Raw genomic sequence first — 22149 nt, forward strand, 5'->3', positions numbered from 1 at the left:
CGGTCATCCTAGTGCGAGGAATGGCGCGGTGCGGCTCTTCGATGACGCGGCGACCTGGGCGGGTGTGCCGGCCGCGACGATGTGGCCGCCTTCATCCCCGGCGCCGGGCCCCAGGTCGATGACCCAGTCGCTCGCGACGACGACGCGCATGTCGTGCTCCACGAGGATGACGGTGTTGCCCGCCTCGACGAGTCCATCCAACTGCGCCATGAGCTTGTCCACGTCCGCGGGGTGCAGGCCGGTGGTGGGCTCATCCAGGACGTAGAGGGTGTGGCCTCGCTGGGTGCGTTGCAGCTCCGTGGCCAGCTTGATGCGCTGGGCCTCGCCGCCGGACAGCTCCGTCGCGGGCTGGCCCAGGCGCAGGTAGCCCAGGCCCACCTCGCGCAGGACGCCCAACGCGCGCTGCACGTGGGGCTCCTCGGTGAAGAACGCATGGGCGGTGTCCACCGTCATGCCCAGCACGTCGGCGATGTTCTTCCCCCGGTAGCGAATCTCCAGCGTCTTCGCGTTGTAGCGGGCTCCATGGCAGGTGGGGCAGGGCGCATAGACGCTGGGCAGGAACAGCAGCTCCACGCTCACGAAGCCCTCGCCCTCGCACGTCTCACAGCGGCCCTTGGCCACGTTGAACGAGAAGCGCCCGACGTCGTACTTGCGAGACCTCGCGGCCGGCGTCGCGGCGAAGAGCTTGCGGACGTGGTCGAACAGGCCCGTGTACGTCGCGAGGTTGGAGCGTGGCGTGCGGCCAATCGGCTTCTGGTCCACCCGCACCATCCGGTGGATGTCCTCCAGTCCCTCGGTGATCTTCCCGCCCGTGGTCAGGACGAGGGTGCGCTCCAGCGGCTCGCCGTCCTCCTCTTCCTCGGGAGGCTCGTGGCCCAGGTGCGCGGCCACCAGCTCTACCAACACCTGACTCACCAGGCTCGACTTGCCGGAGCCGGAGATGCCCGTCACGGTGGTGAAGACGCCCAGCGGAAAGTCGGCGCTCAGCCCCTGCAGGTTGTTGCGGGAGACGCTTCGCAGGCGCAGCCACCCCTTGGGAGTGCGCGGGGGGCGGGGACGAGAGGGCTCGGCTCCGAAGAGGTAGCGCCGCGTCTGGGACGCCTCCACGCCCTTGAGCCCGTCCAACGGACCGCTGTAGAGGACCTCTCCGCCTTGCTCTCCGGCGGCCGGGCCCACGTCGATGACCCAGTCCGCGTGGCGGATGACGTCCATCTCGTGCTCCACCACGAAGAGCGAGTTGCCGGAGCCCTTCAGCGCGTCGAGCGCCCTGAGCAGCGCCTGGGTGTCCGCGGGGTGCAGGCCCGCGGAGGGCTCGTCCAGCACGTACACCACGCCAAACAGGTTGGAGCGCACCTGGGTGGCCAGCCTGAGCCGCTGCAGCTCACCCGGGGAGAGCGTGGGCGTGCCGCGCTCCAGTGAGAGATATCCGAGGCCCAGCTCCAGCAGGACGTGCAGTCGCTCCACCAGGTCCTTCGCGATGCGCTCCGTGACGAGCGCCTTCTCGGGGTGCTCTCGCGTGAGCTTCTTCAGGGGCGACGCCGTCCCCTCCGCGTAGGGCTGGAGCAGGGTGGCGACACGCTTGAGCGGCAGGCGCGACAGCTCTCCGTAATCCAATCCCGCGAAGGTGACGGACAGGGACTCAGGGCGCAGCCGCTTGCCGTGGCAGACGCGACACTCGCCGCTCTCCATGTAGCGCGACACCCGCTTCTTGATGAGCGGGCTCTGCGTCGTGGCGAAGGTCTGCAACACGTAGCGCCGGGCGCCGGTGAAGGTCCCCATGTAGCTGGGCGCCGTCTTGCGCTTGAGCGCCTGACGCGTCTCCGCGGGAGTGAAGCCCGCGTACACCGGGACGGTGGGCTGCTCGTCCGTGAAGAGAATCCAGTCGCGGTCCTTCTTGGGCAGGTCCCTCCAGGGCGTGTCCACGTCGTAGCCAAGCGACACCAGGATGTCGCGCAGGTTCTGCCCGTGCCACGCGGGCGGCCACCCGGCGATGGCTCGCTCCCGGATGGTGAGCGAGTCGTCCGGCACCAGGGTCCGCTCCGTCACCTCGTAGACGCGGCCCAGGCCGTGGCAGTTCGGGCACGCTCCCGCCGGAGTGTTCGGGGAGAAGGCATCGGAGTCGAGATGCGGCTGATGCGGCGGGTAGGTGCCGGCGCGCGAGTACAACAGGCGCAGGGAGTTCGACAGCGTCGTCACGCTGCCCACCGACGAGCGTGTCGTGGGGGCGCCCCGGTGTTGCTGAAGCGCGACTGCGGGGGGAAGACCCTCGATCGAGTCCACCTCGGGGATGCCTGCCTGGTCGATGAGGCGCCGAGCGTACGGGGCCACGGACTCGAAGTAGCGCCGCTGGGCCTCCGCGTAGAGCGTCCCGAATGCCAGGGAGGACTTGCCGGAGCCGGAGACGCCCGTGAAGACGACCAGCGCGTCGCGGGGCAGGTCCACGTCCACGTGCTTCAGGTTGTGCTCGCGGGCACCCCGGACGCGGACGAAGCCCGTCCGGGTGTCACCGGACGGTCCTGCGAGGTGAAGACGGCGGGGTCGGCTCATGAGGGACGCTCCTCCGGGCGTCCTACCGAATCTGGTGCCGGGAGGCGCGGAGGAACAGGCTCCGACCGACGGAGCCCGTGCTCGAGTCTCTGCGCGGGCCGCCGGGAACGTGCGCCCTAGCCATGCCGGAGGCGGTCGACGGCGTTCCTCCACCGCCCTATCACCCAGCGGACAAAGATGGCGCCCAGCGCCAGGGCTCCCGAGGCCATGACCGCGCGGATAGGCATGAAGATGAGGGCGATGGCGGCCTGGGCATCCTCGCCCACATGGCTCCAGACCAGAGTCTGTCCGGCGAGGAGCAGCACGGGCGCGCTGACGGCGCCGGTGAGAAGCCCCCAGGTCACCGGAGGAGTCCTGGGCACTCCGTAGGCAACGACGACACCCACGGTGACGAAGCAGACCAGCGGGACGGCGACATACGGGGCGAGCATGAACATGGCGCCCTGGTTCTGAGGACCGATGTCCGAGAAGAGGCGGGCCAGCTCCGCGCCCAGTGGATTGACGATGACGCTGAAGAGCGCGGCGGCGGCCAGTGCGAGCAGCGATTTCATGGGTCCCCCTTCTTCCTTCGGGCGACAGCCACCGTACCGGGCTCCCATGAATTCCGTTGGGAACTAATCGAGCCTCGGTCAATCACTCCCTGTTATCGATGACGCCGGGGAGGAGGGCGCTCGTGGGGCCACGGCTCCTGACGGAGCCGCCTGCCGTCAGTCGAGCAGCTGCATCAGGTCCGCGCGGGTGATGGCGCCGCCACCGGAGGCTCCACCCAGCGCGGACTCGAACAGCGCGCGCTTCTTGTCCTGGAGCGTGAGGATCTTCTCCTCCACCGTGCCCTGGGACACCAGCCGGTACACCATGACGGGGCGCTGCTGGCCGATGCGATGCGCGCGGTCCGCAGCCTGGTTCTCCACGGAGGGATTCCACCACGGGTCCACCAGGAACACGTGGTCCGCCGCCGTGAGATTCAAGCCCGTGGCGCCCGCCTTGAGCGAGATGAGCATCACCGGCGGACCCTTGGGGTCCTGGAACGACTCCGCCACGGCGCCGCGATTGGACGTGCTTCCGTCCAGTCGGATGAAGCCGATGTCCGCTTCCTTCAGCGCCGGCTCGATGAGGTCCAGCATGGACGTCCACTGCGAGAAGACGAGCGCCTTGTGTCCGTCCTCCACCGCCGTGCCGAGCGCCTCCAGGAGCGCCTGGACCTTGGACGACGTCTTCGCGTGTTGCCCCGGGACGAGCGCGGGATGACACGCGGCCTGACGCAGCCGCAGCAGGGCCTCCAGCGCCTTGAGCACGCTGCCGCCCGCCTCCAACTGGGACACCACCTCCTCGCGGGTGGCGGAGTACACCGCGTCGTAGACGGCGCGCTCGTGCTCGCTGAGCGTGACGTGACGCACGGACTCCGTGCGCGGAGGAAGCTCCGGGGCCACGTCCCGCTTGAGCCTGCGCAGCACGAACGGACGGATGCGCGCGCGCAGTCGCTCGGCGGCGCCCTTGTGGTTGTCACCGACGGGACGGGCCCAGCGCTCCTCGAACTCCTTGCGCCCGCCGAGCAGTCCCTGGTTGGTGAAGTGCATCAGGCTCCAGAGTTCCTCGAGCCGGTTCTCGATGGGCGTGCCGCTGAGCGCCAGGCGGAAGGTCGCCTCCAGCCCGTACGCCGCGCGAGCCACCTGGCTGTCGGGATTCTTGATGGCCTGGGCTTCGTCGAGCACCACCATGTCCCACGTCTTCGCGCCGAGGACTTCCGCGTCCAGCCGCATCAGCGCGTAGGTGGTGAGCGTCACGTCGGCCGTCTCGTCCAGCGAGCGTCCGGGGCCGTGGTACACGGACACCTTCAGCGAGGGACGGAAGCGCTTCACCTCCGCGTGCCAGTTGGGGAGCACGCTGGTGGGCGCGACGACGAGCGTGCCCTTGCCCACCATGCAGATGGTCTGCAGCGTCTTGCCCAGACCCATGTCGTCCGCGAGCACGCCGCCCAGGCCCGCCTGACGCAAGAACGTGAGCCAGCTCACGCCCTGGAGCTGGTAGGGCCGCAGCGTCGCGGTGAGGTCCGCCGGGAGCCTCGGGTCGGGGAGCTTCTCGAAGCCCTGCACCAGGGGCGCCAGCCGCTCCAGGCCGGGTGGGGACGGGTGCTCCAGCGCCTCGCACAGGTCCGTGAGCTGGGGGATGGCGTGGTTGGCGAGCCGTCCATCCGAGCCGCGCGCCGCCAAGAGGTCCGTCACGCGCTGGCCATGTGACTTCAGCCACGCGGTGGGAAGCGGAGCCCAGCCACCTCCCTGCAGGGGCACCAGGCCGAGTCCTTCTTCCCACGCCTTCATCACCGCGCCCGCGTCCACCGTGCGAGGCGCATCCGGTCCCGCGCCCTCCACCTGGAAGTCGAACGAGAAGTCCACGCGCGGGGCACCCGCCTCGGTGGTCCCCGCCTTCACGTCGAGCATGGGGCGCAGCTTCACGTCGGGGCTGACGAAGCGCGCCGCATCTCCGGTGAGCCCACCCCGCCAGCGCCGCAGCTTGTCGGCGAGCTGCAAGGCCTCCTGTCCCTGCACCGTCACCCGGCGACCGGGGACCATGTTCAGCTCGTCGCGCAGGCCGTGGATGAGCTGCTGCTCCGCGGGCTCGTTGCGCACGGGCACCGCGCCGGTGAGGTACACCATGCGCCCGTTGTCGATGCGCACCGTGGGCGGTGAACCGTACACGAGCGTGGGCAGCACGGAGAGCCCCGTGCCCAGCGGGTCCAGCTCCAGCGAGATTCGCGGCTTGAGCGTGCGGTCGATGCGCGGCAGCCGCTGGCTCTTCACGTCCACGGGCAGACGCCGCGCCATCTCCGGCAGCACCTTGCCGGTGAGGTCGCCCATCTGGTCGGGCGAGAAGACGCGCTCCTGGGGTAGGTTCTCCCACCGCGAGCCGGTGAGCGACTGCTCGCCCATGCGGAAGAGGATGCCACCGCCCACCGCCACGCCGGGGCTGACGACTTCGGTGGCGCGTGGGTCGCGGTCCACCTTCAGCACTGTCTGCTCGCCCCGGTCCTCCACGGTGACGCGAGGCAGGAGCAGCTCGCTGGATATCGAAACCAGGTTACCGTCGAAGAGCACCGTGCGCGCGGGCTCCAGCGCGCGCAGCAGCGCCTCCAGTCGCTCGGGTGGCAGGGCGCCGCGCGTGGGCTTCGCGAGCAGTGCGTCAGCGACGCGGTCGCACGGCTCCACCTGGATGCGAGCGGCCTCCACGGGGTTCGTCAGCAGCGAGGAGAGGCTGCGCGCCAGGAGTCGGGCGGTGTTGTCGGGCCGGACCACCAGGCGCTCGAGCTGGAGGCCCCCGTCCACGCGCTTGAAGCGGTACACCATCCGCTCCGGCTTGGGCGCTGTGCCGGGACGCGGGGCGGAGGGGGCTGTTGCGCGCGTGGGCGCGGAAACGGGTGGACGCGCGGGCGCGGCGGGGCGGGCTGGCGCGGCCTTCTGCGAGGAGTGGTGGAGGAAGAGGGCGGCGGCGACCACATGCTCACAGGGGTCCACCTTCCCCTTGCAGTCGCACTCCCAGATTTCGTCCTCGGGATAGAGGACGGTCGTCACTGGCGCGGGACGGCCGGTGGCGCGCACGCGCAGCACCGTCTCCTCTTCACCGACGGACTGCACCGAGACGGCGCCAGCACGAGCGAGGCCCATGCCGGCGGACCAGGTCTCCTGGCGCGCTTCCTCCTGGATGGCTTCGAGCAGGTCGGCGGTCGCGGACATACGAGGACCGCCTCCCTAGCTCCGTTGGAGGACCCGGCGCAATGCTCGCCTGCGCCGGGCCTGTAGGCGCGTGGCTACGGGTAGGTGTCCAGGTACGCGCGGTGGCTGTTGGAGAACTCGAAGTTGGTGAACTTGTCCCAGTTGATGGACCAGGTCATCAGGCCCTTGAAGCCGGGGTAGCCCGCGGTGTTGCGCAGGACGTACGTGCCTCCGAAGGACTGGCCCTTGAGGAGGTAGTCGAGCGCCTTGTGTACGTTGGCCGGAGTGGTGTACCCGCCGCCCGCCGCCTGCGGGGAGGAGGGCAGGCCGATGAGAATCTGGTCGGGCCGGAGCGCGGGGAACATCGCGCTGGTATTGCCGCCGACGGGGAAGCCTCGCAGGAGCATCTCCGCCATCGCGACATGGAAGTCCGGCGTGCTCTGCGCGTAGGCCCGGCCGTCGAGCGCGGTGACAGTCCCGGTGTTGTAGTGCTGCACGTGCAGGTACGTCAGTCTGTCGCGCAGCGCGTGGATGACGGGCAGGTACGCGCCCCAGGGGCCGCCGTATGCGGCCATGCCACCCTGCACATAGGCCGTCTCCGGCGCCATGGTCAGGATGAAGCCGGAGCCATTCTGGTTGAGCAACTGGCGCGTGGCCTGGATGAGGTTGGAGATGCGCGGCGTGGTGGGATTGCGGAAGTCGGTGTCTCCGCCATTGAGCGACAGCGAGCTGCCCTCCAGGTCCAGGTCGAACCCGTCGAAGCCGTAGGTGTCGATGAGGCCCTGCATGGTGGTGACGAAGTTCTGCCGGGCGGCGGCGTCATCCAGGTGCACCGTGCCATTGGCTCCGCCGATGGAGATGAGCACCTTGCGCCCCTGGCTCTTGAGCAGGGCGACGTCCGCCTTGAAGTCCGCGACGCTGGAGTTGTACGGCGTGAAGGCCATGTTGCCGGAGCCGGCGCCGCCCACGGGCTCGGCGAACGCGACCTGGATGACGTTGAACTTCGCGGAGATGTCGCGCAGCCGGATGTTCGTCGACCCGTTGTCGAAGTTGTGCCAGTAGCCGACCAGAATCTTGTTCCCCACCGGCTGCGTGCCCGTCGTCGTCGCGGAGATGCTGTTGCTCGCGGTGGAGCGGTTGCCCGCCGCATCGCGGGCCTTCACGGTGAAGGTGTACGTCGTGTTCGCGGCCAGCCCCGTCACCGTGACGCTGGTGGCACCGGAGGTGGTGGCGGACGCGGACGCGCTTCCATTGACGAACACCTCGTAGCCGGTGACACCCACGTTGTCCGTGGACGCCCCCCAGGACAGCGACACGCTGCTGCTGCTCACGCTGGTGGAGGCGAGGTTGGCGGGAGTGGAGGGCGCCACCGTGTCGTTCGCCGGGCGGGGTGACGTCGTCACGCTGTGCGCGGTGCTCGCGGAGGAGCGGTTGCCTGCGGCATCACGGGCCTTCACGGTGAAGGTGTACGTGGTGTTCTCCGCGAGGCCCGTCACGGTGACGATGGTGGCACCGGACGTGGACGCGGACGCGGCGGCGCCGCCGTTGGTGAAGACCTCGTAACCGGTGACGCCCACGTTGTCCGTGGATGTGCCCCAGGACAGCGACACGCTGTCGAAGGTCTTCGCCGTGGACGTGAGCGAAGGTGGCGTGGAAGGGGCCTGGGTGTCGGGTGGTGGATTCCCCGTACGCTCCAGCCACAGGGCCAGGACGTTGGGGGGCTCCCAGCCCACGAGGGAGAAATGGGACTGACGGCAGTCGTAGGCCTTGCCTCCATAGGAGGCGATGTCGCCCACGGTGTACTGCGTATTGGGGGCCCAGGCCCCTCGGTCCGCCGCGAAGGCGGAAGCGGGAAGCAGGGTGCTGAGCAGGGTGACGAAGGCCACCAGGGCGATGAGTGCCGCCCGGGGGAGGTGTCCTGGAAGCTGCATGGCGTCTGCCTTTCGGCTGGGAGAGAACGAAGAGAGCGGACCGCCCCATTTTTCGGGTCAATCCCTTCTTTTCGTTCTCTTCCCTCACGCCGCGCGCGGCCTCGTGGTTATCCCTGAGGCGTGAGGGGCTTGCCGGCTTCCTGGAGGTGGTCCCGCATGCGCGCGTTGGCGTCCTTCAGCTCGGGTGTGGGCCCGGTGTCGAAGTCCGACAGCTCGTACACGCGACGCAGCTCCAGTTCGACTTCGCCGCGCCCGTCGATGGAGGGCCAGCGCTTCAGCCACTCGATGGCTTCTTCCTTCGACCGCACGTCAATCATGGTGAAGCCCGCGATGAGTTCCTTCGTCTCCGCGAAGGGCCCGTCCAACACCCGGGGCTGGCCGCCCGAGAACTTCACGCGCGCACCCTGGGCGCTCGGATGGAGTCCCTCGCCGGCGACGAGGATGCCGGCCTTCATCAGCTCCTCGTTGTATTTCCCCATCGCCGCGAGCAGCGCCGCGTCCGGCACCTCACCGGCCTCCGTGCTCGCGTCGGCCTTGCGCAGAATCAAGAATCGCATCGTCGTCGGTTCCCTCGTGGCGGGACGGTGGGGCTTTCGGGCCTTCCGTCTCGGGTGGTGCTGGAAGAACGAACGGACGTTGGTGAAATCGACGCGCGCTGGCGCCCCTCGCTTCAGGGGAGGGATGCGCTCCTCGCCACCGGACCGGGCGAGCGACCGGCTCCATGATTTCTGGCGACGCACGCCCCAATTTCCAGAGAAGGACGCGGGGCGGCCTGTCATTTCACGGGGTTGAAGGCGGCGCACAGAAAATTAAAAGGCCGTGTCGATCTCCCGCGAGCCTGTTCGACGAAGAAGTAGAGCCCGGGACAACGGGCACGAACGAACCTCGGGAACCCGAAGGAGTCCGACATGCGATTCATGGTGCTGGTCAAGGCGACGAAGGACTCGGAAGCCGGAAAGATGCCGGACGAGAAGCTGCTGACCGCGATGGGGAAGTACAACGAGGAGCTGGTGAAGGCGGGGGTGCTGCTCGCGGGCGAGGGACTCCACCCCAGCGCCAGGGGCGCGCGGGTGCGCTTCTCTGGAACGAGCCGGACCGTGGTGGATGGCCCCTTCACGGAGACGAAGGAGCTGGTGGCCGGCTTCTGGCTGTTCCAGGTGAAGTCGAAGGAAGAGGCCATCGAGTGGGTGAAGCGCTGCCCGAACCCGATGTACGGCGAATCGGAGATTGAAATCCGCCAGGTCTTCGAGATGGAGGACTTCGGTGCCGAGCTCACGCCCGAGCTGCGTGCGCAGGATGCGCGTCTGCGTGAGCAGGCCGCGAAGAGCTAGGCACCCCGCACCGCTTCCCCACACCCCCGCTGGACACGCACGAGGCCCCACTTTGATGGGGGCTCATGCGAGACATTCTATTCCCCGGTGTGAATGGCATGGTCCGTGCCGCCGGGAAAGCCTGTCGCGAGAGCCCTCGGCTTGAGCGATGGATGTGTTTTAAATCATTGATGCCACTCCGTCAGGTCTTGTATGGCCATGGAGGGGAGACGTGTGTCTGGAGGGGTTCGCGTGCGTGTGTATTCCGCGGCGTGCTCATTCCCTCGCCGTGGCGTTCTCGAGGAATTCCTCCCAGCGCTGACGAGAGCGAACGCGCGCGGTGAGTGATTCATTTTCGCGGGTGCGTATTCCCGCGAGTCTGTTTGTTCCTGATTGCGTGTCGCATGTGGTGGGTTTGAGAGGCAATGTCAGACCCCTGATGCACAACGCACGTGGCTCATTCATCTCCATGCGGTTCTTGAATTGTGAGGGTTCAGAATGTCCCCGTCATTTCATCAGGGTTCCGGGTCGCTGACTCAGGTCCTGGAGCAGATTCGTCGTTGCGCGGCGAGTGTCACGCGGTATCCGCTCGACATCCTCACGGCGGAGGCCCAGCTCGAGGATGAGCTGGGTATCGACTCGGTGAAGCTCGCTGAGATTGCCGCGGTCGTCGCGCGGGAGTTCAACCTCGCGGCCGACCGACTGCCGCGCGGAGCGAAGGCGCGCACGCTGGGCGCCATCTCCGAGCGCGTGGTGGAGTTGCTGGCGGAAGGGGCGCCCGCGTCGGTCGTCGCGCCGATTCCACCAGTGGCCACTGCTCCCGTCGCGGCGCCCGCTCCCGTTGCTGTCTCTCCTCGGGTGGTTTCCCCCGCGCCCAGGGAGTCGTCGGACCTAGAGTCCCAGGTGCGGTCCGTGTTCGCGCGGGTGACGCGCTATCCGGTGGAGTTGTTGACCTTGGAGGCGGACCTGGAGGACGAGCTCGGCATCGACTCCGTCAAGCAGGCGGAGGTGCTGGCCGTGCTCGTCAAGGAGCTGGGGCTGGAGGTGGGCCCCAAGCCCTCCCAGCGACTGCGGACGCTCTCCGCCATCTGCGAGGCGATTCGTGCGTCGCGAGGGACGGTGACCGCTCCTCGTCACCCGGTAGAGGAGTCCGTGCGGGCCTCGCCGCCGCCTGTCGTGGCTCGGCTTCCGTTCGAGGGGAAGGTCGCGCTCATCACGGGCTCGGGCAAGGGCATTGGCAAGGTGGTCGCCATGCGGCTGGCCAGCGCGGGGGCGACGGTGGTCGTGAACTCGTTCCACTCCCGGGACGAAGGGGAGCGGACGGCCCAGGAGATTGTCGCGGCGGGAGGCAAGGCGCTGCACCTGTGGGGGTCCGTCGCGCAGGAGGAGCACCTGGAGCGGTTGTTCTCCTCCATCGAGGAGCGGCTCGGTGGATTGGACTTCCTGGTGTGCAACGCGTCCAACGGCCTGATTGGACCGTTCGACCGGATTGCGCCGCGCGACTGGGACAAGGCGTTCCGCACGTGCGTCACCGGCACCTACGAGTGCGCCATGCGGGCGCGTCCGCTGATGGCGCGGCGAGGAGGCGGGGCCATCGTCACGATGTCCACGTCCATGTCCCAGCGGTACATGCATGACCTGGGCTGCCAGGGCGTGGTGAAGGCGGGCGTCGAGTCCCTCACGCGCTACCTGGCCGCGGAGCTGGCGCCCGAGGGCATTCGCACCAACTGCGTGTCGGCGGGGCCGGTGCACGGTGAGCTGCTGGGAATGTTCCCCAACGCCCCTGGCCGCGTCTCGCGCTGGGAGGCGGCGACGCCCGGCGGGCAGCTCTGCACGGCGGACGACGTGGCCGACGTGACGGAGCTTTTGCTCGGACCGAAGACGCAGCGGGTGAACGGGGCCATCTGGGTGGTGGACGGCGGGCTCTCCGGCACGGTGGACGGCCTGTTGCCCGTCGGCCGGCAGCCCTCCAACGGACACGATGTACGGGCGCTGCTCGCCCTCGACTCCTGAACACCTTCGACGGGGAGAACGCCATGGGTTACTTCGCTGTCCCGTACGTCATCCACTTCGATGACACGATGGCCTACGGGAGCCATCACTTCCTCACCAACTTCAAGTTCCAGTGCGCGGGGCGCGAGCACCTGCTGTTCAGCCCGCACTTCTTCGAGGTGCCCGAGTTCCGTCGGGACTTCGACCGGGTGCTCCTGCTCACGTACGAGGGGTACTCGCGCAACCTCGCGCCCGCGAACCTGGGTGACAGGTTGGTGGTGCTGACCTCGTTCGAGGAGCGGGGCGAGGTGTCGGTCCGCTTCTGCTTCCGGACGTTGAAGCAGGACGGCACGCCCGTGGCCTGCGGCTACCAAACGGTGCTCTGCGCCGACAAGGAGACCGGAGCCCTGTGCCCGTTCCCTGAATCGTTTCGTCCGTGCTTCGAGTCGCTGGCTGGCATGTTCGAGCCCGCAGCGGCGATGAGCTTCCGTGAGCGCGCGCTCAAGGGAGGCTCCGCCATCGCGGAGCTGTTCTCGGAAGGCGTCCGGGGGCTGGCGAAGCAGTTGCTCGCGGACGCGGCCACGTTGGGGGCGGCCCGCCTGGTGGATATCGCGCCAGCAACTCCAGAAGGTTGGAAGGAAGCGCCGACGTTGGGGCTCCTCGCTGGACCGGTCACGGTGGGTGCGGCCCGCTCGATGGACGTCGCGCTGGCGTCCCATGGGGCTGCTCCGACGGCTCGGACGGAAGTGCCGACGGCGGGGCTCCGCACTGGTCAGGCCGCGTCAGGCTCTGTCCGCCCGATGGACGTTGCGCTGGCGCCTCATGGGGCTGCTCCGGCGGCTCGGAAGGAAGCGCCGACGCTGGGGCTCCTCACTGGCTCGGCCGCGTCGGGCTCTGTCCGCTCGATGGACGTCGCACTGGCATCCGAGAGGTTCGCTACAGAGGGGCGGAAGGAAGTGCCGCCCTTGACGCTCCCCACGGGGGCCACCGCGTTCCTCTTCGCCGGGCAGGGCTCCTTCGAGCCTGGGTTGTTCGCTCGACTGAGGCTCTTGCAGCCGGAGCTGCGCGACGAACTCGCGGCGGTTGAGGAGGCGGCGAGGCGTCACGGGTTCGACGCGGGGCCCCTGCTCGCGGCGCGCGACGCGGACGAGGTGCGGCGTGCGCTGGAGAAATCGCCCCGGTTGGACCAGCTCGGCATCTTCCTGGCGGGGGTGCTCGGTGCCCGGTGGCTGATGCGCGAGGGGCGGAGCCCCGACATCTTCGTCGGGCACAGCTTCGGGGAGATTGCCGCGATGACCGCGGCCGGAGCGCTGGACCTGCGTGGGGGCGCGGAGGTGGTGTGTCTGCGCAGCCAGGCGCTCCAGATGGTGTCGGACGACCTGGGCACGCTCGCCGCTCTCGCGCTGGGAGAGGCGGAGACCGCGCGCGCCATCAGCGATTGTGGTGCGGCCGGGCTGGTCATCGCGGGACGCAACCACGCGAAGCAGACCGTCGTGGCGGGGGCTCGCGCGGAACTCGAGCGACTTCGGTCCTGGTTGGAGCAGCAGGGTCAGGGGTTCACCTTCGTCGTCAGTCGGTATCCGTTCCACCATCCAGGGCTACGGCTCGCGGCGGAGGCATTTCGCACCGCGCTCGCACGCGTCGCGATGAAGGCGCCCCGCGGGCCCATCTATTCGCCGATTGAGCGACGTGTGTATGCGGGCGCACCGGGCGAGCTGGCGGAGGCCCTCGCGTCACATCTGATGCATCCGTTCGACTTCCTGGGCGCGGTGGAGTGGTTGTCGCGCTCGGGCTGCACCCGCTTCCTGGACTGCGGAACGGAGGGGCGACTGGCGCGCATCGTTCAGCGCATCCTGCCCTCGGCATCCGTCACCGAGGTCAGCGCTATTTCCGGAATGCTGCCTTCCGAGGGGGCTCCCGTGGAGCAGGCAGGTGCTCGGGGTCAGGCGCTGATGCCTCTCTCGGAGGCTGCTGCCATGGGGCAAGCCCATGCAGGTGGAGAGGCGCGGATGCCTCCTTCGGAGGGGACTCCTGTGGAGCAGGCTGGTCGTCGTGGCGAGGCGCTGATGCCACCCTCGGGGGCTGCTCCCTCGGCGCAGACCCGTGCGCGAGGTGAGGCGCGGATGCCTCCCTCGGAGGTTGCTGCCATGGAACAGGCCCAAGGGCGCGGCGAGGCCGCAGGGGAAGACCCGGCGATTGCCATCGTCTCCCTCGGGTGTTTGTTCCCAGGCGGCGCGACGGACCCGGAGGCGTACTGGCGCAACATCCGGCAGGGCGTGAGTGGCATCGTCGATCCGGGCGCCAACGAGCCTTCCTTGATGACGGACTTCGTCGGACCCACGGGGACGCCGGACCGAGCCTACACACTGCTCACGGGCGCGGTTCGAGACGCTGACCTGGTGGCACCGCGAGGCATCGATTCGGTGCGCTTCCAGCGGTACGTCCGGGAACAGAAGCTCCTGGCCATCGCGCTCGCACAGGGGATGGTGGGGCTGGAGGAGTTCGCCGCGCGCTCACCCGCACGCATCCAGTGCCTGCTCGGCTCCACAGCGGAAGGGTCCTCCGAGTACGACGCGGCACTCAGCCTGGAAGCGGGCGAGTCCCTTCTCCGCGCGAAGGGGATGCTGGGGCCGGACCTCGCGTTGCTGGCGCAGGCGGCTCGCTCGGTGATGGGCGTGACGGCCCGGTCCTCCGAACTCGCGCCACATCCGACCCTCCAGACGGTGGTGACGGATGTGGTCGGGCGCGGAGTCTCCACGGTGTTGCTCGATGCCGCGTGTGCATCATCGCTCTACGCCATCGCGCTGGGGATGAAGTCGCTTCAGCAAGGGGATGCGGACCTCGTCCTCGCCGGTGGCGTCTTCTCGCCGGGACCCGGCAACAGCTGCCTCTTCTCCCAGTTCAATGGACTCTCCGCGACGGGGAGCCGCCCATTCGACGAGCGCGCGGATGGCGTCATCTTCGGCGAAGGCGCGGGCGTGGTGGGCCTGATGCGTCTGTCGGATGCGCTCTCGGCGGGACTCCAGGTCCGCGCCATCGTCCGGGGCACGGGGCTCTCCAGTGATGGTCGCAGCAGCTCCGCGAACGTCCCGCGCGTCGAGGGACAGGTGGCGGCGATGACCGCCTGCTACACGACGGCCGACATCGACCCCGCGACCATCCAGTACCTGGAGGCACACGGCACGGCCACGCCAGCGGGTGACGCCACCGAGCTGAAGTCGATTGCGCGCGTCTTCGGAGGCAAGCGCCAGGGCATCCAGCTCGCCAGCGTCAAGGCGCTGATTGGCCATGTGGGCTGGGCGGCGGGAGCGGCCTCGGTCATCAAGCTGTGCAAGGCGCTGGAACATCGACTCATCCCCAGGCAGGCGAACTTCGAGCGACCCGGCGCGGAGCTGCGCGCACTGGGCCCCGACTTCGAGGTGAGCCTGAGTGAGAAGCCCTGGCCGGAGAACGGAGCGCATCCGCGCCGCGCCGCCACGAATGGCTTCGGCTTCGGGGGAACGAACGCGCATCTGGTGCTCGAGGAGTACCGAAGCGGGCCCGTCGTCCCGAGGTTCCCTGCGCGTGCTGGCAAGCGGAGCGAGCTGGTGGTGGTGGCCGCCGAAGGAGTGTTCCCGGACTCGAACGGCGTGGCGCGAGTCGGTGTGCCATCCGAGGTTGGTACTCGCTTCAACGGAGGGGATTTCCGTCTGCCGTCGTCAGTGCGGCTGTTGCCGGATATCTCCGAAGACATGGACCTGACGCAGGCGCTCGCGCTCACCGCGGCCAGCGCGCTCGTCCAGAAACTGGCGGGCTTCGATGGGCTGCGCACGGGAACGGCCATCGTGCTGGGGCTTGAAGGAAAGACCCGGCGAGGGGTGGAAGCCATTCAGCGCGTGCTGGCCGCCTCCACGCGCCGCAAGCTGCGAGAGCGTGTCCTCCAGGCTCCCGGGCAGGCCGCGTTGCTACCGTTGGCGGAGCGCTTCCATGACGTGGTGACGGGAACGCTGCGTCCCTCGGGGCCCTACACGCTGCAAGGGATGATGGCGAACGTCACGCCGGGACGGGTGGCGGGGGCGCTGGACGTCAAGGGGCCCAACTTCGTGGTGGATGCCGGAGGCGCTTCATTGGCCGCCGCGTTGAAGGCCGCGCGCGGAGTGCTGGAGACGGGCTTCGAGCTGGTGCTCGTGGGCGGCGCGCACGTCCTTCGGCCTGGGGCTGTCGCCAGTGGGTCCCAGCCAGAGGAGGGCCTGACGTTGCTCGCGGTGACCACCGCCGAGAAGGCCGCCCAGCGAGGGCTCAAGGTGTTGTGCCGCCTCCGGATGTCGGAGGCCACGGACTCGAGAGAAGATGCAGGCCAGTCGTTGCCACCGCATTCGGCACGAGAGGCCCTGGCGGTCCTGCGCGCCGTGCAGACAGCCGCGGAGGGACGCCCCACCACGCTGCGCTTCCATCCCGAAGCCGCGAGCGGTGCCCGCCTGGAGCTTCAGCTCCTTCCGGAAGCGTCCATCCACCCCGTGGAGTCCAAAGCCGAGGCGCATCTGCCTCTGGCACAACCGCCCCCGAAGCCTGGTGAGGTGGCGACTGACGAGTCGACGAGTGGTTTCGACCACAGCGCGCCGATTGGGTACTACACGCCAGTGCTCGTCGAGCAGCAGGTCCGGTCGACGCGGCCCGTGCGGCTCGAAGGGCGTCGGGTCCTCTTCATCGCTGGGGACGAAGCGCAGGCTCACGAGTTGGAGGCGCAGGCGCGCCGACTGTGTGGGCCCGAGTACTTCGTGCTCTTCGCGGGCGCCTCGGAAGCAACGGGGCGGGTTCGCGGCATCGACCTGACACGCGAAGAGACGGCCGACGCGGCACTGGAAGCGCTGGGTTTCTCGCCCCAGCTCATCCTCGCGGTCAGTCGAATCGAGCCGGACGCGAGCGAGGCCGAGGTGGTCTCCGACACGGCGCTGAGCCATGAGGCGCTGGAGTTGCTCTTCCTCGCGGCGCGGCGCTCCTACGAAGGACTCCTCGCCGGTGAGGTGGAACTCGCGAGCCTGTGCGTGGGAGGCGTGGGCCCTCGGCGTGTCCTGCACCCGGTGACGGGACTGTTCGCGGGAATGCTCAAGTCGATTGCTCGCGAGGTGCCGGCGCGAAACGTCCGGGCCATCGCCACCTCCCAGAGAACGTTGCCGGAAGCCCTGGCGCAGGCCCTGTCCGAACTGGTCTCGGACGCAGAGGGCGGTCCGTCGGTGGAGGTCTGCTTCGACGGCGTGACTCGCTGTGTCCGGAGACTCCGTCCGTCGGCCACGCCCGCGAAGGGCGCTTCCACGCTCGATGCCAGCTCCGTGGTCCTGCTGACTGGCGGCGGGCGAGGTGTCACGGCGGTGCTCGCCGGAGCGCTCTTGAAGCGGTACGGATGCACGGTGGTGCTCCTGGGACGAAGCGACCCGGAGGCCGCTCCCGAGCGAGTGCTCCACGCCTTGGAGGAACAGCTCCCCGTCGTGGAGCGGGAGTTCTACGCCTCGGAGCTCGCGGCGAAGCCGGGCACGCGGATGCCTGAGCTGCGAGCGCGCTTCGAACGGCACCTCGCGGTCCGGGAGCTGCGCTCCACCCTGGTGGGCCTCGCGCGGCTGCCAGGCCGGATGGTCTACCGCGTCGCGGACGTCACGAGTCCCGGCGACGTCGCGCGGGTGATGGACGAACTCACGCGAGAGCACGGGCGTCTGGACTTGGTGGTCCATGGGGCGGGTACGCAGACGTCCAAGAAGCTGAACCGTCGGCGCCTCGCGGAGCTGCGGACGAACCTGGACACCAAGCTGCTCGGGCTCCGCAACCTGCACGCCGCCTGCGCGAGCCGCTTCGCGCGTCCCGTGCCGTTCCATGTCCTCACGTCCGCATTCAGCTTCATCGGCAATGACGGACAGGCGGACTACGGAGCGGCGAACGAGGCCCTGGACCGGCTGTGTGCCTGGTCCAGCGACGCCCATCCCGACGTGCCCTGGTGCAGCGTGGGGTGGCTGGCCTGGGATGGCATCGGAATGACCCGAGGCTCCGAGTACCGCGTGCTAGGCGCCAGCCGGAGGCTGCGTGGGATTCGCGCGGAGGAGGGCGAGGCACTGTTCCTCCAACTCCTCGAAGGCCCCCTGCGTGAGTCCATCCACGTGCAGCTCACAGAGAGCGAGCGTTCCTACTACGGCCTGGAGTTGCTGCCCGCGGAGCCCCTGCCGGCGACGGAGCCGTCCGCCGTGCTGAAGGACCTCATGGTCGATGCCGCGAGCGTGCCATGCCTGGAGGACCATCTGGTCCGAGGCACGCCCACGCTGCCCGGAGCCTGGGCGTTGGACTTGATGCTGCGGGCCGCGTTGGGAGACGGACGACCGGAGCTGCGCACCGTCACCATCGAGGATGTGAGGTTCTCCCGCTTCATCCGCGTGAAGCCCGGTGGACATCAGGCCCTGCGGGCCGAGTGCACCCAGCTCACCGACGAGCCCGGTCGTCACTGCGTGCGAGTGAAGCTGCTGGGCGACATCGTCCATGCCTCAGGCGTGGTGCTCGAACGAGACCTCGTCTTCGCGCAAGCCCGCTTCACACTGTCGGCCCAGCCGCCCCGAGGCACCCCGGGGCTCGATGCGGCGACACCCTCGGGGCGTGGGCTGTCCGCGGAGGATCCCCACTGCGCGCGGGGAGGGCCCATCGAGCTGTCGAAGATGTTCGACTGCCTGGAGGACATCCGCCTGGAGCGCTCGGCGCGCTTCGCGAGCGTGGGGCTGCCAGCGCGGCGAGAAGACGCGGGGACCGCTGTGCCCGCGCTCGTCCTGGACGCGGCGCTGCGCCTGAGCGCGATGCACGTGGATGGTGTGTCGAGCGCCGTCTTCGCGCCCATCCAGTTCGAACGAGCCACCTTCGACCGGGGACTGGTGGGCAAGACGGATGCACCGCTGCGACTGTCATTGAAGGCGCTGAGTCCCCGGCTGGACGGGGACATCCTCCAATGCGGCACCGTCGCGGCGGTCGACGAGGCGGGACGACTGCGAATGCTGCTCGAGGGCGGCCTCGCGCGTCCCATGGCTTGAACCCTCTCTCCATCGGGTGAACACAATGCACTCCACCGCACTTTCGACGGCGACCCTGCCCATCGATGACCCCAAGCCGCTTCGCGCGGAGCTTCGCCGGGTGATGCCTCCCGAGTCCTTCGAGCCTCAGCCCCACCGGGGCGTCATCGCACTGGCGCTGGTGCCGGTGATGATGGCCCTGATGGGGCTGTTGGGCTGGGGCGGCCTTCCCTGGTGGCTCTGTCTGCCGCTCTCGTTCCTGCTCGGGCAGATGGTCACCACCGTGGGGCTGGCCGCGCACGAGGCGCTGCACCACGCTGTCTTTCGCAGCCGGCGCTGGGAGGAGGTGCTCGGGTGGGCGGGCTTCAGCCCGTTCCTCGTCACGCCCGGCAACTGGCGCGCCTGGCACGTCCAGGCGCACCACAGCGCCGCGAACATCCACCAGAGGGATCCGGACATCCTCCCGCGTCAGCAGGACCTGGACACCCAGCGGTTCGCGCGCCTGTTCCACGCGATTTCACCGGGCTCGGGCACCTGGGTCAGCTACATCAGCTTCGGCCTGTTCTTCACCGCGCAGGGACAGGCGTTCCTGTGGCACCACATCAACCAGCCCCAGCTCCAGCACGTGCGCATGAATCGCACGAAGGAGCGGCTCCTCACAGTGCTCGTGACAGGGGGTTGGTTCGCGCTGGGCTGGGCCATGGGGCCGCGAGGGGCGCTGTTCGCGCTCGTCATTCCCCTCATCGTCGCCAACGTCACGCTGATGATCTACATCGCCACCAACCACTGGCTGCTGCCGGCGTCCGAGGACCGCGACAACCCCTTCGTGAACACCGCCAGCGTGGAGACGCACCCGGTGATGAACTGGGCCCATCTCAACTTCAGCTATCACCAGGAGCACCACATCTTCCCGGCCATGAGCCCGCGCTTCGCACCGCTGTTGCGTCAGCGACTGCGGGAACTCCATCCGGGAGCCTCCGCCGTCTTCCCCCACGTCCACGCCTTGCGCACCCTGTACTCGCGCCCGGCGCTCTATTCGCCCACCGAGGGGACGATGCTCGTGGGCAGGGACGGAACGCCCGCGGTGAGCACGGACGAGCTTCGAAGGCGGCTCGAAGCCCCCCGGGGTGTCGCGTCGTGAGCCGCGATACCCTGGTATCTCCGATACAATAGAATCGCGAGATACGATTTGCCGGTCCGGGAGTGGGGGGCGTTGACGGGCTTTGACTCGGGGCTGCCCTTTTCGCGCAACCAGACGGACAGCAGGACTCGATTGTTGGCGTCGGGGTCCTTGGACTCGCCGGAGCCCCTTGCCTGGGGCGCCCGGCGAGGTCGAGTTCACCATCCCTCGAAATCTGTCCACGACTCCGCCCCCCGCAGCCGGCATGGGAGGGCACTTGCCTGCCCGGTCGGGTGCTGGCCTGCTGGCATGCGAAAATCATCGCGAGGGAAGCGACGGCCCCGCGCACCAGGCATCCGAGGGCCCAGCCTCCTCTGGCTCACACGTGGGAGATGCACCACATGGCAGGACTGTTCGACCCCCTGGAACTCCGTGAGAATGTCGTCGCGCGCAACCGAATCTGGCTCGCGCCGCTCACGAACCAGCAGAGCCACGCCGATGGCACGCTGTCGGATGCTGAACTCCACTTCCTGTCCCTGCGCGCGGACGGAGGCTTCGGGCTGGTGGAGACGTGCGCGGCGCATGTGGAGCAGGACGGCAAGGCATGGCCCGGCGAGCTGGGAGTTCACGACGATGCGATGTTGCCGGGCCTGCGCCGTCTGGCCGCGCGGATCCACCAAGGGGGCGCGCTCCTGTCCGCGCAGCTCTTCCACGGAGGACTGCGCGCGGACCCCGCCGTCAGCGGGCTGGAGCGCTGGAGCGCGAGCGCGCACACCGACGCGGCGGACCGGTGCCGGGAGGGAACCGAAGAGGACATCCAGGGCGCCATCCGTGCCTTCGCGAACGCGGCGAGCCGCTGTGCCCAGGCGGGCTTCGACGGCGTGGAACTCCACGGCGCGCATGGCTATCTGCTGTCGCAGTTCCTGAGCACCGTCTACAACCGACGTGAGGACCGCTGGGGCGGCTCTCTGGAGAATCGCTCGCGACTCATCCGCGAGACGGTGGCCGCCGTCCGGCGCGCGGTGCCCGAGCGCGTGCTCGCCGTCCGGCTGTCGCCCGAGGACTTCGGGCAGGCCAAGGGCCTGGACCTGGATGAGACGCTGGAGGTCGCGCGGATGCTCGCGGACGGCGGCATGGACGTCCTCCACCTGTCGCTCTGGCGCTCGGCGCTCAACACGAACAAGCGGCCTCAGGAGCACGCGACGGCGCTCTTCCGCGCGGCGGTGCCCTCGCGGGTGAAGATTGTCGTGGCGGGCGCCATCTGGACGAAGGAGGACGCCGAGGCGCAACTGGCGCTCGGCGCGGACGCAGTGGCCCTCGGCCGCTCCGCCATCGCCAACCACGACTGGCCCGAGCGCGTCCGGCGGGGCGATGCCATCCAACGCCCACCCTTCCCTGGAGCCGTGTTGCGTGCGGAGGGCGCGTCAGCGGGCTTCGTCGACTACCTGCGCGGCTGGAAGAACTTCGTCGTCCCCTGAGGGCGGCACCGTCCGGGAGCGCACGGGACGGGGCTCAGGAGGGGCCGGGTCACCTGGAACCCAGCACTTTTGTGGCCTTGTTACTTTAAATATGTGACGAGGACGTGCGTCTTAATGCGCGTCCGACACCTTGAGGGTGTGGGGCTCAACTTCTCACCACTTCTTTTCGGGACCCTCGTCATGAAAAGCCGCACCCAGATGATGCTGTGCTCTCTGTCCTTTGCGCTCGTTGCTTCTCCGGCCCTGGCTGGCGAGACCTTCCAGATGCAGGATGACTCCGCTCAGGAGGGTTACTCCGAGGAAGGTTATGCCAGCGAGGAGTCGGCGGCGGACGACTCTGGGGGCGGCAAGGGCTTCGCGCTGGGACTGAGCTTGGGGTACGGCGCGCCCTACGGCGAGCTGGGCTCGGTTCAAGCGGACGACGACGATACCAACAAGGTGAGTGACCTGGTCACGGGCGTCATCCCGATTCAGTTGGAGGCCGGTTACTTCTTCAACCCCAACGTATACCTGGGCGCGACCTTCCAGTACGGCATCGCGAGCTTCAATGACGAGAACGCCAATTGCGAGGACCAGGGCGCCGTCAGCGTGAGCTGCAGCGCGAGCCAGCTCCGCCTGGGCGTCAACGTGGCCTATCACTTCAATGTCACGCCCAAGATCGACCCCTGGGTGAGCGTGGGTGTCGGCTATGAGTTCCTCAACACGGCCGTCAAGGGCGAGCAGAGTGGTGAGTCCATCACCGCCAAGGCCTCCGTGAAGGGCTTCGAGTTCGTCGCCGCCCAGGTGGGGCTCGACTACCGCATCTCCCCGAAGTTCTCGGTGGGTCCGTTCGCCACCGTCACCGCGGGCCAGTACTCCTCCACCTCGCTGTCCGTCGATTCGAGCGTGGAAATCCCTGGCAGCGACGAGCTCGATGAGACCGAGGACCTGGAGACGAAGAAGATCCACGGCTTCATCTACGGCGGCGTCCGCGCGCAGTACCGCTTCTAGTCGTCAGCTGTGAGACGTCGGGCCGGGACTCACCGGCCCGACGTTCCCCTGTTCGGGA

Annotated in this window: 12 protein-coding genes; 6 read left to right on the forward strand and 6 right to left on the reverse strand. The window is 68.7% G+C overall.

Annotation, left to right across the window (positions count from 1 at the left end; genetic code table 11):
- Positions 1–3: 3 nt before the first annotated feature.
- The 5 genes from uvrA to HUA74_RS02435 all read right to left on the reverse strand — a co-directional run bounded on the left by uvrA (position 4) and on the right by HUA74_RS02435 (position 8742).
- Positions 4–2547, reverse strand: coding sequence for an excinuclease ABC subunit UvrA (gene uvrA, locus HUA74_RS02415; protein ID WP_174453249.1), 2544 nt, complete (start codon positions 2545–2547; stop codon positions 4–6).
- A 116-nt stretch (positions 2548–2663) separates the two neighbouring features.
- Positions 2664–3098: a hypothetical protein gene (locus tag HUA74_RS02420; protein WP_174453250.1), complete on the reverse strand. Its 435-nt coding sequence runs from the start codon at positions 3096–3098 to the stop codon at positions 2664–2666.
- Positions 3099–3254: 156 nt separating this feature from the next.
- On the reverse strand, positions 3255–6275 hold the full coding sequence (locus tag HUA74_RS02425; protein WP_174453251.1) for a DEAD/DEAH box helicase: 3021 nt from the start codon (positions 6273–6275) through the stop codon (positions 3255–3257).
- Between the two features lie 74 nt (positions 6276–6349).
- Positions 6350–8185: a fibronectin type III domain-containing protein gene (locus tag HUA74_RS02430; RefSeq protein WP_174453252.1), complete on the reverse strand. Its 1836-nt coding sequence runs from the start codon at positions 8183–8185 to the stop codon at positions 6350–6352.
- A 107-nt stretch (positions 8186–8292) separates the two neighbouring features.
- On the reverse strand, positions 8293–8742 hold the full coding sequence (locus tag HUA74_RS02435; protein ID WP_174453253.1) for a YciI family protein: 450 nt from the start codon (positions 8740–8742) through the stop codon (positions 8293–8295).
- Between the two features lie 351 nt (positions 8743–9093).
- On the opposite strand from HUA74_RS02435, the gene HUA74_RS02440 reads away from it, so the two are divergent.
- The 4 genes from HUA74_RS02440 to HUA74_RS02460 all read left to right on the forward strand — a co-directional run bounded on the left by HUA74_RS02440 (position 9094) and on the right by HUA74_RS02460 (position 19644).
- Positions 9094–9516: a YciI family protein gene (locus HUA74_RS02440; protein WP_174453254.1), complete on the forward strand. Its 423-nt coding sequence runs from the start codon at positions 9094–9096 to the stop codon at positions 9514–9516.
- Between the two features lie 477 nt (positions 9517–9993).
- On the forward strand, positions 9994–11508 hold the full coding sequence (locus HUA74_RS02445) for an SDR family NAD(P)-dependent oxidoreductase (protein ID WP_174453255.1): 1515 nt from the start codon (positions 9994–9996) through the stop codon (positions 11506–11508).
- Between the two features lie 23 nt (positions 11509–11531).
- Positions 11532–18524, forward strand: coding sequence for a type I polyketide synthase (locus tag HUA74_RS02455; protein ID WP_254623529.1), 6993 nt, complete (start codon positions 11532–11534; stop codon positions 18522–18524).
- Positions 18525–18549: 25 nt separating this feature from the next.
- The gene (locus HUA74_RS02460; protein ID WP_174453256.1) at positions 18550–19644 is read left to right on the forward strand and encodes a fatty acid desaturase; all 1095 of its coding nucleotides are present in this window, start codon (positions 18550–18552) and stop codon (positions 19642–19644) included.
- Here the strand turns inward: HUA74_RS02460 and HUA74_RS46765 are convergent.
- Complete coding sequence (locus HUA74_RS46765) at positions 19536–19769, reverse strand: DUF6766 family protein (protein WP_371817197.1); 234 nt, start codon at positions 19767–19769, stop codon at positions 19536–19538. The two genes, HUA74_RS02460 and HUA74_RS46765, sit on opposite strands and share 109 nt — an antisense overlap.
- A gap of 255 nt (positions 19770–20024) precedes the next feature.
- Here HUA74_RS46765 and HUA74_RS02465 point away from each other — a divergent pair, with 255 nt between their 5' ends.
- Both HUA74_RS02465 and HUA74_RS02470 read left to right on the forward strand, forming a co-directional pair.
- Positions 20025–21101, forward strand: a complete 1077-nt coding sequence (locus HUA74_RS02465) for an NADH:flavin oxidoreductase (RefSeq protein ID WP_141641031.1) — start codon at positions 20025–20027, stop codon at positions 21099–21101.
- A gap of 180 nt (positions 21102–21281) precedes the next feature.
- The gene (locus HUA74_RS02470; RefSeq protein ID WP_174453257.1) at positions 21282–22091 is read left to right on the forward strand and encodes an outer membrane beta-barrel protein; all 810 of its coding nucleotides are present in this window, start codon (positions 21282–21284) and stop codon (positions 22089–22091) included.
- The last annotated feature ends 58 nt before the right edge of the window (positions 22092–22149 follow it).

Origin of the sequence: Myxococcus sp. CA051A (assembly GCF_013336705.1) — a bacterium.
GTDB classification, from domain to species: Bacteria; Myxococcota; Myxococcia; order Myxococcales; family Myxococcaceae; genus Myxococcus; species Myxococcus llanfairpwllgwyngyllgogerychwyrndrobwllllantysiliogogogochensis.

What these genes read in the sequence shown, in the direction of transcription:
- HUA74_RS02470 (WP_174453257.1), top strand. Translation starts at nt 21,282, where the DNA reads ATGAAAAGCCGCACCCAGATGATGCTGTGCTCTCTGTCCTTTGCGCTC.
- HUA74_RS02420 (WP_174453250.1), bottom strand. Translation starts at nt 3,098, where the DNA reads ATGAAATCGCTGCTCGCACTGGCCGCCGCCGCGCTCTTCAGCGTCATC.
- HUA74_RS02440 (WP_174453254.1), top strand. Translation starts at nt 9,094, where the DNA reads ATGCGATTCATGGTGCTGGTCAAGGCGACGAAGGACTCGGAAGCCGGA.
- HUA74_RS02425 (WP_174453251.1), bottom strand. Translation starts at nt 6,275, where the DNA reads ATGTCCGCGACCGCCGACCTGCTCGAAGCCATCCAGGAGGAAGCGCGC.
- HUA74_RS02460 (WP_174453256.1), top strand. Translation starts at nt 18,550, where the DNA reads ATGCACTCCACCGCACTTTCGACGGCGACCCTGCCCATCGATGACCCC.
- HUA74_RS02445 (WP_174453255.1), top strand. Translation starts at nt 9,994, where the DNA reads ATGTCCCCGTCATTTCATCAGGGTTCCGGGTCGCTGACTCAGGTCCTG.
- HUA74_RS02430 (WP_174453252.1), bottom strand. Translation starts at nt 8,185, where the DNA reads ATGCAGCTTCCAGGACACCTCCCCCGGGCGGCACTCATCGCCCTGGTG.
- HUA74_RS02455 (WP_254623529.1), top strand. Translation starts at nt 11,532, where the DNA reads ATGGGTTACTTCGCTGTCCCGTACGTCATCCACTTCGATGACACGATG.
- uvrA (WP_174453249.1), bottom strand. Translation starts at nt 2,547, where the DNA reads ATGAGCCGACCCCGCCGTCTTCACCTCGCAGGACCGTCCGGTGACACC.
- HUA74_RS02465 (WP_141641031.1), top strand. Translation starts at nt 20,025, where the DNA reads ATGGCAGGACTGTTCGACCCCCTGGAACTCCGTGAGAATGTCGTCGCG.
- HUA74_RS02435 (WP_174453253.1), bottom strand. Translation starts at nt 8,742, where the DNA reads ATGCGATTCTTGATTCTGCGCAAGGCCGACGCGAGCACGGAGGCCGGT.